The 16,857-nt window shown below is 41.4% G+C and carries 18 protein-coding genes; 10 read left to right on the top strand and 8 right to left on the bottom strand.

From position 1 onward, the window contains the following. The first annotated feature begins 20 nt into the window (after positions 1–20). The 6 genes from ACP2AF_RS12790 (at position 21) to ACP2AF_RS12815 (ending at position 6,486) form a co-directional block, all read left to right on the top strand. Entirely contained in the window at positions 21–1,397 is a 1,377-nt protein-coding gene (locus ACP2AF_RS12790; protein WP_425236542.1) for a putative oxidoreductase C-terminal domain-containing protein, read from the top strand. Positions 1,398–1,478: 81 nt separating this feature from the next. Then, the gene (locus tag ACP2AF_RS12795; RefSeq protein WP_425236543.1) at positions 1,479–2,471 is read left to right on the top strand and encodes a TRAP transporter substrate-binding protein; all 993 of its coding nucleotides are present in this window, start codon (positions 1,479–1,481) and stop codon (positions 2,469–2,471) included. Continuing rightward, complete coding sequence (locus ACP2AF_RS12800; RefSeq protein ID WP_425236544.1) at positions 2,468–2,959, top strand: TRAP transporter small permease; 492 nt, start codon at positions 2,468–2,470, stop codon at positions 2,957–2,959. The genes ACP2AF_RS12795 and ACP2AF_RS12800 overlap by 4 nt, the downstream gene beginning before the upstream one ends. Next, positions 2,949–4,259, top strand: coding sequence for a TRAP transporter large permease (locus tag ACP2AF_RS12805; RefSeq protein ID WP_425236545.1), 1,311 nt, complete (start codon positions 2,949–2,951; stop codon positions 4,257–4,259). Before ACP2AF_RS12800 ends, ACP2AF_RS12805 begins: the two co-directional genes overlap by 11 nt. Positions 4,260–4,428: 169 nt before the next feature. Continuing rightward, positions 4,429–5,100 (top strand): O-methyltransferase, encoded by a 672-nt coding sequence (locus tag ACP2AF_RS12810; protein WP_425236546.1) that lies wholly within the window; start codon positions 4,429–4,431, stop codon positions 5,098–5,100. A 6-nt stretch (positions 5,101–5,106) separates the two neighbouring features. After that, on the top strand, positions 5,107–6,486 hold the full coding sequence (locus ACP2AF_RS12815) for an APC family permease (RefSeq protein WP_425236547.1): 1,380 nt from the start codon (positions 5,107–5,109) through the stop codon (positions 6,484–6,486). Positions 6,487–6,646: 160 nt separating this feature from the next. On the opposite strand, the gene ACP2AF_RS12820 is transcribed toward ACP2AF_RS12815, so the two are convergent. Beyond that, positions 6,647–7,318: a ZIP family metal transporter gene (locus ACP2AF_RS12820; protein WP_425236548.1), complete on the bottom strand. Its 672-nt coding sequence runs from the start codon at positions 7,316–7,318 to the stop codon at positions 6,647–6,649. 95 nt (positions 7,319–7,413) lie between these two features. Between ACP2AF_RS12820 and ACP2AF_RS12825 the strand changes: the two genes are divergently transcribed. After that, the gene (locus ACP2AF_RS12825) at positions 7,414–8,574 is read left to right on the top strand and encodes a THUMP domain-containing class I SAM-dependent RNA methyltransferase (RefSeq protein WP_425236549.1); all 1,161 of its coding nucleotides are present in this window, start codon (positions 7,414–7,416) and stop codon (positions 8,572–8,574) included. A 123-nt stretch (positions 8,575–8,697) separates the two neighbouring features. Here ACP2AF_RS12825 and ACP2AF_RS12830 read toward each other — a convergent pair whose 3' ends face one another. From ACP2AF_RS12830 to rlmD, 4 genes are all read right to left on the bottom strand, one after another. After that, complete coding sequence (locus ACP2AF_RS12830; RefSeq protein WP_425236550.1) at positions 8,698–10,386, bottom strand: hypothetical protein; 1,689 nt, start codon at positions 10,384–10,386, stop codon at positions 8,698–8,700. Positions 10,387–10,529: 143 nt separating this feature from the next. Beyond that, complete coding sequence (locus tag ACP2AF_RS12835) at positions 10,530–11,327, bottom strand: DUF6048 family protein (protein WP_425236551.1); 798 nt, start codon at positions 11,325–11,327, stop codon at positions 10,530–10,532. Then, positions 11,308–11,811, bottom strand: coding sequence for a DUF6452 family protein (locus ACP2AF_RS12840; protein ID WP_425236552.1), 504 nt, complete (start codon positions 11,809–11,811; stop codon positions 11,308–11,310). The genes ACP2AF_RS12835 and ACP2AF_RS12840 overlap by 20 nt, the downstream gene beginning before the upstream one ends. Beyond that, positions 11,808–13,223, bottom strand: coding sequence for a 23S rRNA (uracil(1939)-C(5))-methyltransferase RlmD (gene rlmD, locus ACP2AF_RS12845; protein ID WP_425236553.1), 1,416 nt, complete (start codon positions 13,221–13,223; stop codon positions 11,808–11,810). Before rlmD ends, ACP2AF_RS12840 begins: the two co-directional genes overlap by 4 nt. Positions 13,224–13,348: 125 nt before the next feature. On the opposite strand from rlmD, the gene ACP2AF_RS12850 reads away from it, so the two are divergent. The 3 genes from ACP2AF_RS12850 to rocD all read left to right on the top strand — a co-directional run bounded on the left by ACP2AF_RS12850 (position 13,349) and on the right by rocD (position 15,655). Then, positions 13,349–13,882 carry an RNA polymerase sigma factor gene (locus tag ACP2AF_RS12850; RefSeq protein WP_425236554.1) on the top strand — a complete coding sequence of 178 codons (534 nt, stop codon included), beginning with the start codon at positions 13,349–13,351 and terminating at the stop codon, positions 13,880–13,882. Between the two features lie 4 nt (positions 13,883–13,886). After that, positions 13,887–14,273 carry a DUF6768 family protein gene (locus ACP2AF_RS12855; RefSeq protein ID WP_425236555.1) on the top strand — a complete coding sequence of 129 codons (387 nt, stop codon included), beginning with the start codon at positions 13,887–13,889 and terminating at the stop codon, positions 14,271–14,273. 104 nt (positions 14,274–14,377) lie between these two features. After that, positions 14,378–15,655 carry an ornithine--oxo-acid transaminase gene (gene rocD / locus ACP2AF_RS12860; RefSeq protein ID WP_425236556.1) on the top strand — a complete coding sequence of 426 codons (1,278 nt, stop codon included), beginning with the start codon at positions 14,378–14,380 and terminating at the stop codon, positions 15,653–15,655. Positions 15,656–15,824: 169 nt separating this feature from the next. Here the strand turns inward: rocD and ACP2AF_RS12865 are convergent, their stop codons facing one another. From ACP2AF_RS12865 to ACP2AF_RS12875, 3 genes are read right to left on the bottom strand one after another with little or no spacing between them, the layout of a single operon-like run. Further along, the gene (locus ACP2AF_RS12865; protein ID WP_425236557.1) at positions 15,825–16,136 is read right to left on the bottom strand and encodes a CCC motif membrane protein; all 312 of its coding nucleotides are present in this window, start codon (positions 16,134–16,136) and stop codon (positions 15,825–15,827) included. 13 nt (positions 16,137–16,149) lie between these two features. Next, positions 16,150–16,476, bottom strand: a complete 327-nt coding sequence (locus ACP2AF_RS12870) for a CCC motif membrane protein (protein ID WP_120714113.1) — start codon at positions 16,474–16,476, stop codon at positions 16,150–16,152. 16 nt (positions 16,477–16,492) lie between these two features. Next, on the bottom strand, positions 16,493–16,798 hold the full coding sequence (locus tag ACP2AF_RS12875; RefSeq protein ID WP_425236558.1) for a DUF2752 domain-containing protein: 306 nt from the start codon (positions 16,796–16,798) through the stop codon (positions 16,493–16,495). Positions 16,799–16,857: the final 59 nt, after the last annotated feature.

A 16,857-nucleotide genomic window follows, 5' to 3' on the forward strand; every position in this document is an offset into this window, starting at 1 on the left:
AAGTAATGAAACCAAAAAGAATGAAATTTAAAACCTTGTGTCTATTAATGCTCTGCCTTGGCTGTTCGGAAAAAAAGACCAATGAAAAAATGGATGGGGAAGAAGCAGTTGAAAAAGTAAAATTGATGACTTTGGATCCGGGCCATTTTCATGCAGCCCTAGTACATAAGACCATGTATCCCCAGGTTAATTCCACCATTTATCTTTTTGCTCCCGAAGGCCCCGAGGTACAGGACTTTTTAACCAAAATTGAATCGTACAATAGCAGGGACGAGTCACCATCAGATTGGAGCATCAAGAATTACCTTGGCCCCAATTATTTGGAAAAGATGCTTACCGAAAAACCGGGAAATGTAATGATAGTAGCCGGGAAGAATTCAAAAAAAATCGATTATGTATTGGAAGCGGTCAAGGCCGGCCTTAATGTATATGCAGATAAGCCGTTGGTCATTAGCCCCGAGGGGTTTGAAAAATTGAAGGAAGCCTTTCAAATCGCACAAGAAAAAAATCTTCTCATTTATGATATCATGACCGAGCGTTTTGAATCGACAACGGTTATGCAGAAACTTTTTTCCTCAATGCCTTCCGTGTTTGGTGAATTGATGGATGGGTCCCTGGAGGAACCGGCCATTAGCAAGGAAAGTGTACATCATTTTTTTAAATATGTCTCGGGACAACCTTTGGTAAGGCCCCCTTGGTTTTTTGATGTAAACGAAGAGGGTGAGGGCATAGTGGATGTAACCACACATTTGGTGGATTTGGTACAATGGGAGGCGTTTCCCGGCCAAATTATCGATTCTACGAATGTTGAAATGCTCAGTGCCAAACGTTGGCCTACCGTTTTGACCAAGGACGAGTTCCGGAAAGTTACAGGTCTTGATACTTATCCGGACTATTTACAAAAGGACATAAAGAACGAAAAGCTACACGTATACTGCAATGGGGAAATGCGTTATAAGATAAACGGAAAACTTGCCAAGGTTTCTGTAATTTGGAATTATCAGGCTCCTGAGGGCACTGGCGATACGCATTATAGCATTATGCGAGGTACCAAAAGTGATTTGATTATTAAACAAGGCGTAGATGAGAATTATAAACCTATACTTTATATTCATCCTAAACAAAAAGAGGGCTTTGAAGCCGAGCTGACAAATGCTATTAGTGCCAAAATAAATTCTGAATTTCCAGGTACCACTATGGAAAAGCTTTCGGACGGTAGATATCGTATTACTATTCCCGATGAATTCAAAATTGGTCATGAGGCGCATTTTGGTCAGGTGACGCAAAACTATCTGAAATATTTAGAGGCAGGAAAACTTCCCGAATGGGAGGTTCCCAATATGATTTCAAAGTATTATACAACAATTGAAGCTTTAAAAATGGCAAAGCAAAAATAAATTGCAAGAACCACTTTCTTTCCTATATTTATAAGCCGTAAAGTGGATACCCCCGTACCATTGGACTTCATTATTTAAAATATGCGCAATAGATACCGTTTCATTTTTTTGACCCTCCCATTCATTGCCGTATTAGCCCTTTTTCAGGTTTCCTGCTCCGAGATTAGAGACCAAAAAGTTCTCTATTTTGCGCACTCGCTGCCAATTACACATCCCGTGCATAAAGGTATTTTGGATATGCAGACGTTTGTGAACGAGAAATCCGATGGCAAGCTTCAAATAAAGATTTTTCCGGACGGCCAATTGGGAACGGAACGTGAGGTTTTGGAACTATTGCAGATCGGCAGTATTGCCATGACCAAGGTAAGCGCGGCGTCCATGTCCAATTTTGCCCCGGAATATAAGGTAATGGGAGTACCTTACCTTTTTAGGGACAGGGAACATCTTTTTTCTGTTTTGGAGGGCGAGGTAGGACAGGAATTATTGGAAGGTGGGACGGAATATCTCTTACGTGGGCTTTGCTTTTATGATGCGGGCAGCAGAAGTTTTTATACCAAGAGAAAACCAATCCAGACTCCGGATGATTTGAAAGGCTTGAAGATTCGGGTCATGAACGATCAAATGTCTGTTGACATGGTCAACACCTTAGGGGCTTCCGCCACCCCAATGGCGTATGGGGAGCTCTATACCGCATTGCAGCAGAATGTTGTGGACGGCGCAGAGAACAACATTCCTTCTTTTGTGACCTCCAACCATTATGAAGTATGCAAATATTATTCCTTTGACCAGCATAGTATGGTCCCGGATGTAGTGGTGATAGGAACCAAGTTCTGGGATACCCTATCCGATGAAGAAAAGGAATGGCTGCATTTGGCAGCTTCCGAAAGTGTGGAAAATCAGAAGCAATACTGGCAGGAAACGGTAAAGGAGAATATGGAAGTGCTTAAAAAGGCCAAAGTGGAGTTCAATTATCCGAAAAAGGAACCTTTTGCCTCAAAGTCAAGTCCCGTAATGGAGCGATTAATGGAGGACCCAAAAATGAAGGAGTACATCGAGAAAATTAAATCGCAATGATGAAACGTTTGTACCGGTCATTGAATAAAGTCATCGAAGCCTTTTTGGTGCTCATTTTTGGACTTCTTGTTATTGATGTCGTTTGGCAGGTGGTTTCCAGATATATTGTAGGACAGTCCAGCTCGTTTACCGAGGAATTTGCACGGTTTGCACTGATTTGGCTAACTCTATTAGGAGCTACCTACATTAACGGGATGAAGGAAGGACATCTTTCCATGGATTTTCTTGTCTCCAAACTTTCTCCCGATAAAAAAAGGAAACGGCAAAGAAAGATACAATGGCTTATGGCCCTTTTTGCTTTGGTAGTCATGGTCATTGGCGGGGGTAATTTGGTCTACACTACCTCGAAATTAGGTCAGATTTCACCTGCTTTGAACGTTCCGCTTGGGTTTGTGTATTCCATTGTGCCCATTAGTGGACTTATCATAATTTTCTTTTGTATATACCACATAACCATAACCTTTAGTCCAAAAGCCCATGAGCATTGAAACCATAAGCATATTAGTCCTGTTTGTAAGTTTTATCGGTCTATTGGCCTATGGTGTTCCCGTGGCCTATTCCATTGGTATTTCTACCACACTAACCTTGCTTTTGAACATTGTTTTTATGCCGGCAACTACCACTGCTGCCCAGCGAATGACCACAGGAATCGATAATTTTGCCCTATTGGCCATTCCATTCTTTATTTTGGCGGGAGAGCTTATGAACCGTGGCGGTATTGCAAAACGATTGATAGATTTTGCCAAATCGCTTATCGGCAGCCTACCCGGTGGTCTGGCGTATGTGAATATCATTGCGGCCATGCTGTTCGGTGCAATTTCGGGATCGGCCATAGCAGCGGCATCGGCCATAGGCAGCACCTTGACCGATAAGATGGAAAAAGAGGGTTATCCAAGGGAATTTAGCGCTTCGGTAAATATTAGCTCTTCGACTACGGGTCTTTTGATTCCACCTAGCAACGTACTTATCGTCTATGCTCTGGCCAGTGGAGGTACCGCCTCCGTAGCAGCTTTGTTCATTGCTGGTTATGCCCCAGGTATTTTGGTGGGACTAGCTTTGATGTTTATGGTGTTCCTTTATGCCAAGAGAAAAAATTTGCCTCGCGCTCCGCGTGTTGGCTTTAAGCAACTTTTAATCGATTTCAAAAATGCATTTTTAAGCCTTACCCTTTTGGTTATTGTCGTGGGTGGAATCGTTGCCGGAATATTTACGGCTACCGAGGCAGCTGCCATTGCCGTGGTCTATGCGGTTTTGTTAGGGTTTTTGAATCGGGAGCTGAAGTTTACGGATTTTAGACCCATTTTGTTGCAAAGTGCCAAGACCACTGCCGTAGTCATGTTCTTGATCGCCACTTCAATGGCCATGTCATGGCTTTTTTCCTTTGAAGGTATACCCCAAATGTTGACATCACTTTTGGTAGAATCGGTAAACAATCCCTTTTTAGTGCTGTTGTTGATTAACATTACACTGTTGATCGTGGGTACTTTTATGGATATGACTCCGGCCGTTCTTATTTTTACACCAATTTTTCTGCCTGTGGCCATGGCCTTGGGGATGCATCCCGTACAATTTGGGATGGTCATAGTACTTAACCTTTGTATAGGTGTATGTACCCCACCTGTGGGGACTTTGCTCTTTGTGGGGAGCGGCGTCGCCAAAGTCCCTGTGACCAAGGTAATAGCTCCATTGCTACCTCTGCTGGGTGCCATGGTGCTGATTTTGTTGATCATCACTTACTTTGGCGAAATCTCCCTTTGGTTGCCCAGGGTTTTTGGATTGATAGAATAGCTAGCCCTTAAAATGGGTTAGAAAAGGAGCATCTTTTCCATATTTTTTTCCAAAATTAATGCCGGTCAGGGTTGAAAACCTGTCGATGACAAGTTTAAATGCTATTGCGAAAGAAAGATGGATATCTTTATAATCAACTTCATAGCAGATTACTTTTAAAATTGACAAAATGCAAGGAAACAAAACTTCAATACATGTAGTGTGCGGTTTAATATCATTCCTGTTGTTTTTACAAGTGCTGGACGTGCAGTCCCAGGAAATAGCCCCTAAAACTGAGCTAGATAAAAAAGTAGAGGCTTTCTTAGAGGGTTACGAGGGAAAGTGGCGTGATATGAATATCCCAGCTTCCGATGGAAAGTTACTTTATGACATTATCCTGAAAAACGGTTATACCAAAGGTCTGGAGATAGGCACTTCAACAGGGCATTCTGCCATATGGATTGCCTGGGCGTTCAGTAAGACCGGAGGAAAATTAATTACTATCGATATCGATGAGACCCGTCATAAACGGGCCCTTGCCAATCTTGAGAAAGCTGGATTGTTGGACTATGTAGACGCCCGGCTTGCCGATGCGCATGAGTTGGTCAAGGAATTGGATGTTACCTTCGATTTTGTATTCAGTGATGCGGATAAAGGTTGGTACATTAATTATTTTAAGGATATTGCACCAAAATTAAAAAGAGGAGGTTGCTTTACCGCCCACAATGTAAGACCAAAAAGTTCGGGACAAAGAGGAATGCGAGGGACAGGGGAGTACTTGGAGTACGTTTTGGGCCTGGATACTTTTACTACAACAGTGGATAATTCCGGTGGAGGTTTGGCCATCAGTTACAAAAATTAGATTCGTTTGGCTAGCAAGGAAAGAGGTAAGCTTGATCGTAGTCTGGGTTTTTTTTCATTGACGAACATCGTAATCGCCAACATGATCGGAGCAGGAATATTTACCACTTCCGGCCTGTTGATGGGCGACATCGGAAATCCGTGGATACTTCTTCTTCTTTGGGTGGTCGGCGGTGTTTTGGCACTATGTGGTGCCCTAAGCTATGGAGAATTAGGTGCAGCCATGCCCCAAGCGGGGGGAGAATACAATTTTTTATCCAAGCTGTTCCATCCCATATATGGCTTTTTAAGCGGATGGGCATCTTTCATTGCGGGATTTTCAGCACCCATTGCCGCTTCGGCCATTGGTTTTAGCGCATATTTTTTTCGAGCATTTCCACAATTCGGCTCCTCCATGGGCCTTCCCATGGAAATAAGTAAGAAATTAGTTTCCATCGGTATAATTCTCTTATTCTCGGCCATACACCTTAGGGGAATTAAGTTTGGAGCCAAAGTCCAGAATTACCTTACCGTATTCAAGGTGGTATTGGTAGTCGGTTTACTGATTGTTGGCTTTTTATGGGGCAATGGTGATCTATCCCATTTCTCAGACCAAGTAAGGGTTACATCTGATTTCGGAAGTTGGAAAACGGTCGGGCTCTCATTAATGTGGATTATGTTTGCCTATACCGGATGGAATGCATCGGTATACGTTGGTTCGGAAATCAAAAATCCAAGGAAAAATCTGGCAAGATCCCTTATTTTGGGAACCGTCATCGTTATGCTTTTGTATTTGTTGTTAAATATATTGTTCATTTATGCCATTCCTCCAGTGGAGATGAAAGGGGTGGTAGCCATTGGTGGACTGGCCGTAAATAATTTGTTCGGCAGTTCTACAGATGCTGTCGTTTCACTTCTAATTTCCTTTGCACTTTTTTCTTCTTTAAGCGCCTTTATAATTATAGGGCCAAGGGTGTATTATGCCATGGCTAGGGACGGGTATTTCTTTAAATTCCTGGCCCAGGTCCATCCGGTTTTTAAGGTTCCCTCTAAGGCAATTCTTATTCAGGCGTTAGTATCAATATTACTGGTGCTTTCCGGTACCTTTGATCAAATATTGACCTATATGGGTTTTGCTTTGGGAATTTTCCCGATCCTAGCCGTAGTCGGGCTATTTAAACTTAGGAACTCGGGTCGATCGGTACTGAAACTACCCGGATACCCGTGGGTACAGGTTTTTTACATTGTACTAAGTCTTTCGATCCTTGTTTTGGCTTTTTTTGAACGGCCAAAAGAGTCATCCATAGCCATGCTTTCAATGCTGGCAGGCATTCCTATTTTTTTTGCGTTCAAGCATTTTCAGCATAATACAAATTCCGACGCATCGGGGAACCAGTCTGAAAATTGATAATTGGATAAATACCGGTTCGAATTTAGGCGGGTGGAATTTAACAAAATAGGGGTCTATTCCTTTCTCTTTTAGCTACCCAGGCAAGGTACTTTTATGATTTTCGGTATATTGGAGAGTGAAGAGGTTGTTGTGAAATAATAAGGTAATAGGTCATTGTTTACAACATAAATGCAATGACTATTCCCAAAATGATAGCTAACAATTTTCTTAAGTTGAACGTATGTCCCTCCGAACTCTCAAAAAGAATTACCGTGGAGATATGCAAAAATACCCCGATGACCACCGCATTGATATAACTTAAATAAGGTGAAATAAAATCAACATTGGTGGCAAAATAGCTTCCCAAAGGAGTCATTAAGGCAAAAAAGCTTATAAACATCAGCGCATAAGTCATTTTTAATCTAGAACCTAGAAGAAAGATGCTAAGAATAACGGCTATGGGAACTTTATGGACCAATATGCCATAGATAATGGTACCATTTTCCTGAACAGGGAAGCCTTCCAAAAACGCGTGGATGGAGAGACTAACGAATAAAAGCCAAGGAAAAAAGGTCTTTTCCCCATTCGTATGAATATGACCGTGCTCCGCTCCCTTAGAAAAAAATTCCAAAAATATTTGGAAAAGAATGCCCAGCATAATGAAAACCCCAATTACTTTCGCATTAGAATTTATGTAGGCTTTTGGGAAAAGCTCAAAAAGGGTCAAGGCCAATAGAAATGCTCCACTAAAGGCCAAAAGGAGCTTAAAATTCGCTTTGTTTTTTGGTTTAAAAAGTACCACAAAACCAAAACTTAGCAATACGGCCAGAAAAGGCAAAAGGTATTTCAATGGGTTATCGGATTAGGTTGTTTTTGTGATTTATGATATCACAAATCCATAAGGCTCAAAAATACTGTATTTTTACTTCAATTTGATAACAAAGAATGAGCAACAACTTTACCATGGTGGCCACGACCTTGTTTGGTTTTGAGGAGATATTGGCCAAGGAATTACGCAATCTGGGTGCAGGGAATGTAAAAACAGGTACGCGAAATGTATCCTTTGAAGGGGATATCGGGTTTATGTATAAGGCCAACCTATGTCTTCGCACTGCAATAAAAATTGTTAAGCCCATCTATTCCTTTTCCATTCGAAATGCCCATGATTTATATCGAAAGATCTATGCCATGGATTGGCCGGATTACCTCTCCGTAGATGCCACATTTGCCATAGATACTACCTTACATTCCGATAAGTTTACACATTCTCTTTACGTTTCACAAAAGGCAAAGGATGCCATTGCGGATAAGTTTCGAGCGTTGGATGGTAAGCGGCCCAATGTGGACATTAAGAATCCGGATATCCGAATAAATATTCATATACAAAATGACCATTGCAATGTGTCCCTGGATAGTTCCGGCAGTTCCCTGCACCATAGAGGCTATAGAACCGCTACAAACATTGCCCCTATAAACGAAGTACTTGCCGCTGGATTGTTACTTCTAAGCGGATGGGACGGTCGGTCGGATTTTTTGGATCCCATGTGTGGTAGCGGCACTTTTTTGACAGAAGCAGCAATGATAGCGTGTAACATTCCAGCAAACATTAACCGTAAGGGCTTTGCCTTTGAAAAGTGGTACGATTTTGATGCCGTTCTTTTTGAAAAAATTGTAGATGCCAGCCTCAACAAGGCCAGGGAGTTTCATTATAAGATCGTTGGGTATGACAAGGCCCCCTCGGCGGTACGAAAGGCTCAGGACAATATTGAAAACGCAAATCTTTCTGAATACATAACCATAGAACAAAAGAATTTTTTTGCCAGCGAAAAGTTTACGGAAGGAAGGTTGCATATGGTATTCAATCCCCCATACGGAGAGCGTCTGAATCTGGATATGGAAAACTTTTATGCATCTATCGGAGACACTTTAAAACAAAAGTACCCTGGGACGGACGCCTGGTTTATCACTTCCAATTTGGAGGCCTTAAAGCATGTGGGTCTTCGGCCCTCAAGAAAGATAAAGGTATTCAATAGTCATTTGGAATCACGTTTGGTGAAATACGTGATGTATGAGGGAAGTAAAAAGGCAAAGTATCAAAATGCCTAAAATGCTGAATAGAAAATTAATTCCCATTTTTTAAGCACAATACACCAAACTTTTACACATGGCATTTATCATGGAAGCCGAACTAATCCATTTTTTATAAAAACAATTTCTTATGGCTCAAATTTAGTTACCCATTACCAGTATTTTGTTACCATCTTGATGTCTTATAGTAAGAATACCTCCTTTTTTAAGATTTTCCCAATGCCATCCTGATACTTTCTCTCCGTCATTTTCCGGGAGTACCTTGTCGTTCACCAAAATAGCTTTGGGTTTTTCTACCATTCGGATAACTTCTGTAGAAACATCATCATAGGTACGATAATGGATTAGAGTTTTTGATACTTTTTCCAAAGCCACTTCCGGAACTAGAAATTTGTTGAGTTGGGGAGCATATTCCATATGCTGCACAATAGATGAGGAATATAAAAGATGATTCTTGTTGTCCGGAGCCAATTGCGGAAAATAGGCCATGGAACGTAAATAATGGCGTACGTAGTCACCATATCCATCGGTCAACCATACTTCATCACGGGGGTATTTGTTTTTTCCGTCCACGTCTACCATATAAGTAGCCCAATTCAATTTTCTGATGGCTCCTTCAACTAGGTTTCCCTTACCGGCAATAGCCGCATACTGCAGTTCTGCGGAGGCTTGTCGGGAGGTATGGCTGTTGCCCGGGGTTTGATAAACCGTTTGCTCATTTATGGCCAGCACTCCATAATTTTCCCATGTCTTGTTGCCAAGTTTGGTATACACCCATTGGAAAATAGCATCTACCTGTTGTCGCCATTCCGGAAAATACTCCTGATGGTTCATAATGAACTGGGCAAAGGTAATGGCATTTACCTGAGTATCGCTCCAGCCGGGAATATCCTCAAAGAAAGGCCCCCACCTATTATTTTTCAAGGGGTAGACCTTCATCCACTCCAAAAGCAATTGAAACCCTTTTTTATAAGACTCCACTTGGCCTTTGCCCATAGCGATAAGCCCAAGGAATAGTTCCATGGTGGGGGCCCAATTGGAGGTGTAGCTACTGGATTGTACCTCGGTATCATCACCTTTGTTGCTTTTTAGTTTGCCTACTTCTCCGGTAAGGGCGTTTACTTTAAATGGGAGTGGGGAATTTTCATAATTCCCTTGTTTGATGTGCCCGGCCAGAGTGTTAGCTATTTGTATAGCCGCTTTTAGATACCGTTTTTCAGTGACATTTCCAAAAATTCGGGTCTCGGTCATTTTATGCAATTTTAGCAATTCCAGACCAAAAGAACCTGCTTTGTCGGGTTGGGTGAAATTAGGCCCTATCACCATATCCCCATCATATTTTCCGGAGTAGATCAATGTGTTGTAGGGATAAGGCAAGTTAGGCCAGTCTACATCGGCCGGAGATAGGGAATGGGAAAGATAATAATCCGCCATAAACTTCATGTTCTCCTTTACTTTCTCATTACCCGAGTAGGCGTAAAGTAGGCCCCAAGAAGATAGGGCCATGGAAATCTGATCTCCACCAATACCTCTTCTGTCATTAAAATCAGGTCGCCAAACCTGATGGTTCATATAGTAGGGGAGGCCATTGGAATCTTTGCGCATATTGTCCCAGAAGTTCCAAATCAATTGAATAGTATGGTCGTAGGCCTTTGTTGGATCTGGATCATACCAAGGTACTATGGTACCGTCTTTACTATTGATTTTTATACGGTGGTACTGCAGGGTATCTTTTGTTTCCTGAATGAAATTTTGACCTCGAACATGGCAAGCCGTTCCAATCAGCAGGCATAAAAGGGGCCATGCCAAAGTATGGATGTTTTTTTTCAAGATGAAGTGTTTTTTTTAAGGGTTATGGCTGCCTATGGCATTATCCCTTTACGTTATGGGCATAATATAGAAAATCCCCAGACTCCATACAAAGCACCCTGCTCCAAAATATGAACTGATTTTGTACCTAATAACAAGGCACATTAATTATTTGTTGGTTCCGGTTCCTGTTCTTCTGTTTCCTCCGGTTTTTTGGCTTTCTTGTACAACGGTATCAAATAAGAAATGGAATAGTTATAGCCCACGCCAAACTTACTTCCTTCGGTAACCTTATTAAATCCAGGGATAAATAAATTGGGAAAAGGCTCTACATTCGGGTCACTAAATAAAAAGCCCAAGCGAATGCTGCCACCTAGATAAATATTGGCAAATAGCTCTACTTTGGTCCCAAAAACAAACTCGATCCAGGACTGTGTGCGGCCGCTGAATTCCTGTGATTCCGTGGAGCCCGGTGCAAATTGATCCCGACTCCAATAGCGGTTACTTTCGTAAAAACGAAAGCTGTCCACAGTTTGACTAAAACTACTGATGGCAAATCGTCCGCCAACAAAAATAGAATTGTTCATCCCGTACCAATTCTCGTAGGTATTGTAATCTACCCCTAATTTTAGGTAGCTCCCGGATGTAGTGAAATCATAAAGTTGCGCATCGTTGGGTACATCTATACCACCTAATTCTTCTATTCTGGTTTTATTCTCGTTGCCCAATTCAGCTGCCAAGTATAATTTTTGGGTTAGCCGATAATCCCCCACAATTTCAAAGCCCGTATAATTATCCTGAAAAGAGGACACAATGGGCCGGCTTAGGTCTATTCCAACCCTAATGCCATAAGGCTGTTCATAGACAACAGTATCCTTGGGTTGGAGATCTATAGGCTTTTGTTGTGCTTTTATCTTCGCAAAGCCTAGGATAAGAAACAGGCTAATGAAATATCTTAACATGGGCTTCCGTAGAATTTTCAACCAGTGATGTTATTATCTCTATATCCCTTATCCACAAGGAATCTTCCGCAGTACCTACCACGGCGGCTGCGTCCAATCCATCGTAATTGGCCACAAAACCACATGCACGTGATACAAATTTATCCTGTACTTCATAAGAAAAGGTAAGTATATTGGTTAGGGTAGTATCCGGGTTGCTTAACGTTTGTGAAATCAAAAATGAGGTATTGTTCTCGGCTGCCCTTAGCGGTAGGGCTATCGAATCCGATGAGGCGTTGGGCAAGATTTCCAAAGTGTCTGTTCCGATAATTAACCCGTTTACCTGAAGACCCGGAACTTCCTTGATTTCCGTAGTGTCCTCCACATCATAAAACCGAACGATTAATAGGGGAGTATCACCATCTACACAGATATCATCTTTTTCACATGCAGAAAATGATATAATTCCCAAGAGAACAATTAAAGTTATGATGATTTTCTTCATAGACCCAACTTCGCCAAAAGTACAACATTTTCCACATGATGGGTTTGTGGGAACATGTCCACGGGTTGAACCCTTGTTATTTTGTATTTTTCTTTCATCAGCTCCAAATCCCTGGCCTGTGTTGCGCTATTGCAACTTACGTATACCACTTTTTCCGGAGCGATATTCATAATTTGCCGTACAACGTCTTTGTGCATCCCATCACGTGGAGGATCTGTTATCAGCACATCCGGATTTCCATTTTCAACAATAAATCTTTCATCAAATACTGTTTTCATATCGCCCACAAAGAAATCAACATTTCCTATTTCATTGTGTTTTGCATTTTCCTTGGCATTGGCAATAGCTTCAGGAACCGCTTCAATACCAATTACCCTTTTGGCTTGTTTCGCTATGAACTGGGCAATGGTACCTGTACCGGTGTAAAGATCGTATACCAATTCCGTTCCTTTAAGTGATGCAAACTCCCGTACAACCTTATACAGTTCATATGCCTGGTCGGAATTTGTCTGATAAAATGATTTCGCATCGATTTTGAATTGGAGGCCTTCCATTTCCTCTAAAATGTAATCCCTTCCTGAATGACATACTACCTCCTGATCGTAAATAGTGTCGTTCTGCTTTTGATTGATAACGTATAAGAGCGATGCTATTTCCGGGAAACTTTTACGCAGATGATCCAAAAGCAAATTTCTCTGGGTTGAATCATCCTCAAAAAACTGGACCAGTACCATAACCTCACCCGTTGAAGATGTGCGGATCATTAAAGTACGCAGTAATCCATATTGATTTCTTGGATTAAAGAAAGAGAGCTGGTTTTTAACGGCAAACTCTTTGGTCGCCAAACGAATGGCATTGGACGGATCGGGCTGTAGGTGGCACTTTTCAATATCTAAAATTTTGTCCCACATACCTGGGATATGGAATCCAAGTGCATTCTTATCCGAAATTGTGGCGTCGGATTTAATTTCGTCCAAAGTCAACCAGCGGCTATCGGAAAAGGAAAATTCCATTTTGTTGCGATAGAAATATGATTTCTTCGAGCCTAGGATAGGTTGTATTTCGGGAAGCTCCAGATGCCCTATGCGCTTTAAGTTGTTTTCTACTTCCCGTTGCTTATAATACAACTGATGAACATAATCCATATGTTGCCATTTGCAACCACCGCATACCCCAAAATGCTGGCACACCGGTTCCGTTCGTTTATCCGAACGGGAGTGAAAATGAGTGGCCACCCCCTCAAAGAAGGATTTTCTTTTTTTTACGGTCTGTACATCAACAATATCGCCAGGAACCGCATTGGTCAAAAAAATGACCCTTCCATCGGGTGCTTTACCAATGGTTTTACCTTTGGCACCGGCATCTACTATTTCCACGTTTTCAAAAAAGGGGCGACCAGTTTTTTTGCGCATTGGACAAAAGTACTAATAGGATTGTATTTATACGGGGTATCTTTAAAAGGAATACTATTAAAAAAAGTTAAAAAAGCATTGAACCTTTTTGACTTTTTTGTGTCTTTGGAATAGAATGGGATACCATGAACCCAAATAAAGTATTTGATGCCTTGCTGGTTCTGCAATACCAATCCGGGGATAAAAAGGCCCTGGGTTTATTGGTAAAGCGGCACCATGCCAAATTATGTAGGCATTCCTATTGGTACACCCATGATCTGGATGCAGCCAAGGACGTCGTTCAGGATAGTTGGAGCATCATCATCACAAAGTTGGGCAGTATTAGGGACCCAAATGCCTTTGGCAGTTGGGCCATGCGTATAGTTACCCGAAAATCACTGGATTTTCTTAACCGTAACAAAAATGACAGGGAGAAGTTAGCGAGCTATCGGAATACACCCCACAATTTGGGTGCAGAAGAGGACAAAGAGTCGGATTTGATACGACTTGAAAATGCTATAAGGCTATTACCAAAAAATCAACAAGTGGTACTTCGATTGTTTTATACAGAGGAATATTCCTTAAAGGAAATAAGCACTATTCTCGAAATCTCCATAGGAACTATTAAATCTAGGTTGTTCCATGCGCGCGAAAAATTAAAAACAATTCTTAAAAAATAGACAAATGAAAACAGAAAAGGAAAGAATCGATGAACTAATCAAGGAAACGTTGGATAGGGAAGAAGCCAAGTTTTATGATCAATTGGAAGAACAAGATCTTTTTGGGAAAATGGGCGGGGTCTATAAAGGTAAATTGGGATGGTTGGCCATCATCATGAACATTGTACACCTTGCGGTCTTTGCTTTTTTTGTATACTGTGTTGTTCAATTTTTTGACACTCCAGATACCAATTCACTTATTAAATGGTCTTCTGCAGGTTTCCTTTGTCTGATTGTTATGGGCATGCTGAAACTTTTTATGTGGATGCAGATGGATAAAAACGATATGCTGCGAGAATTAAAGCGATTGGAGCTTCAGATAGCTGCATTGTCTCACAAGCTGGACAAATAATTGGAAAATAGTCCGCAATATTTATTAATTTTGTACTTCTACAAAGGATGATTTCTCTCCCAAAGAAGGAATTGCTATAGTCTCATTTAAAGGTATTTATCGTCATGTCGGTTATAAGCAGTATTACTTCCAAGGATGCTATTGCATTGGAGCAAAAATATGGAGCACAGAATTATCATCCCTTGCCTGTAGTTCTAAGTAGGGGTGAAGGAGTGTATGTTTGGGACGTTGAAGGACGCAAATATTTTGATTTCCTTTCTGCCTATTCGGCCGTAAACCAAGGACACTGTCATCCCAAAATCATATCCGCTCTAAAGGAGCAGGCAGAAAATTTAACACTTACCTCTCGCGCATTCTACAACGATATGCTCGGCAGGTACGAGAAATATGTTTCGGAGTATTTCGGATTTGATAAGGTGCTTCCAATGAATACCGGGGCCGAAGCTGTTGAAACGGCCATTAAGTTGGCCCGTAAATGGGGTTATGAAAAGAAGGGAATTCATGCAAACAAAGCAAAAATAATAGTTTGTCAAAATAATTTTCATGGAAGGACCATCACCATCATATCGGCTTCCAATGACCCAACGGCCACGGAAAATTTTGGACCATTTACTCCAGGAATCATTTCCATTCGTTACAATGACCTGAATGCGTTGCAAGAAGTTTTGAAGGACGGGGATGTAGCCGGATTTTTGGTAGAACCCATACAAGGAGAAGCCGGTGTTTATGTACCGGACGAAACTTATATTAAAGAGGCCTATGCCCTTTGTAAGGAAAACAACGTGCTTTTTATCGCAGATGAGGTTCAAACCGGTATCGCACGTACGGGAAGATTGTTGGCCACTTGTGGCAATTGCTCCTGCCCGGATAAGCTATGTAGTGGCACGCCGGAGGTTAAACCGAATATTTTAATTTTAGGCAAGGCTCTTTCCGGTGGGGTGTTCCCCGTTTCCGCAGTTTTGGCCAATACCGAAATTATGGATGTTATACGTCCCGGCAACCACGGTTCCACATTCGGAGGCAATCCATTGGCCTGTGCCGTTGCTATTGCGGCCTTGGAAGTGGTAAAGGAAGAGGGCTTGGCAGAAAATGCCGATTATTTGGGCACCATTTTTAGGAAAGAAATGGAAAAGCTGATAGAGCGGACCGATCTTGTAAGGTTGGTTCGGGGGAAAGGACTTCTGAATGCCATAGTCATTAACGATACCGAAGATAGTTCCACGGCATGGAATATTTGTCTGGCCCTAAAGGAAAATGGACTTTTGGCCAAACCCACTCATGGGAACATCATTAGATTTGCACCTCCCTTGGTAATGACCGAAGAGCAATTATTGGAATGTGTGGGCATCATTACAAAGACCATATTGGAATTTAAACAGTAAAAACGTGTTTAAAAAGCAAAAAGCTTAAACTTTTTGTCGTTTTGAGCCTACCTTTGTCCGCGAACGGGCATAGTAGAGATACTTGGAAAGTTCTAAATCGAAACGCTTGGACTCTACTCAGGATGACATGTTTCGCTAATTTTAGAAACGTTTTTGGTGTTTTAGTGCCCTAAAGTCCGGAGCCAAATCCGTCTGTTCCTATAAAGGCAATTATTGCGCCGAAATAAAGGATAATAAAAATCAGATAAATCAGTGCCACGGCCATCCCAATGTAGGATAGAATTCTCCCGGTCTTTACATTTTCATAACCGGTATACATCTCGGGATTGGCCATGTACAATTTTTCCGCTTTTTTGGCGCTGCTCAGGCCAATGATGCTAAAAATGATGGCAAAAGGGCCACAGCAAATGAATGCGCCCACAAGCGATACGATACCCATGGTGAGTGCATTACTTGCCCCAGGTAATGGATTTTGACTCATACTCTACTTTTTGCTATTCCTCTATTCCGTATTGCTCCATCATTTCCCTGGATTGTTCCAATATGGCATCCCAATCGCCTGTAGAAATAACGTAAATCCATCGGATTGCAACCAAAGCTGATAAAATCAATGCTATCAAAGCAACGATTTTACCTGTTTTTATTTGACTTATATTATCGTACAACTCAGGATTTTCAGCATAGATTTTTTCCGACTTTCTGGCCATTATAAAAGCAATGGCGGAAGGAATAATTCCAATACCGGCAAAGCAACAGCATACGTATCCGAAAATTCCAAGAACAAGTATTAGAGTTGCATTAGGTAATTTTTGTTGTTCCATTATATTTTAGGTTTAGTTAGATAAATTTTAGGATATAATTCCCTAGGATAAGCCCAACACTTAGGATCATAAGCAAAACGACTATTTTATTGATGTAGGGAATCTTAAAAAAGACATCGGCCAATAAAAGGCCAAGTAAGGGAATAATTGTATACACAGCAGGGTACATATGGAACGCAGCAATAAAATCACCCTGAAATAAAAAGACTACCGAACGTTGCAATCCACAACCCGGACAATCCATGCCCAGAATCTGCTTGCTAAAACAGGGTATCATATAATCCTTAATGCCTAAAGGCAACATTGCCAAAAAAAGATTCATCTCTTTAAATTGGTTTTTCACTTGAAAAATACCATTATTTTTGGGTATAATAAAATAAA

This window comes from Ulvibacterium sp., assembly GCF_965248315.1.
Classification (GTDB): Bacteria; Bacteroidota; Bacteroidia; order Flavobacteriales; family Flavobacteriaceae; genus Ulvibacterium.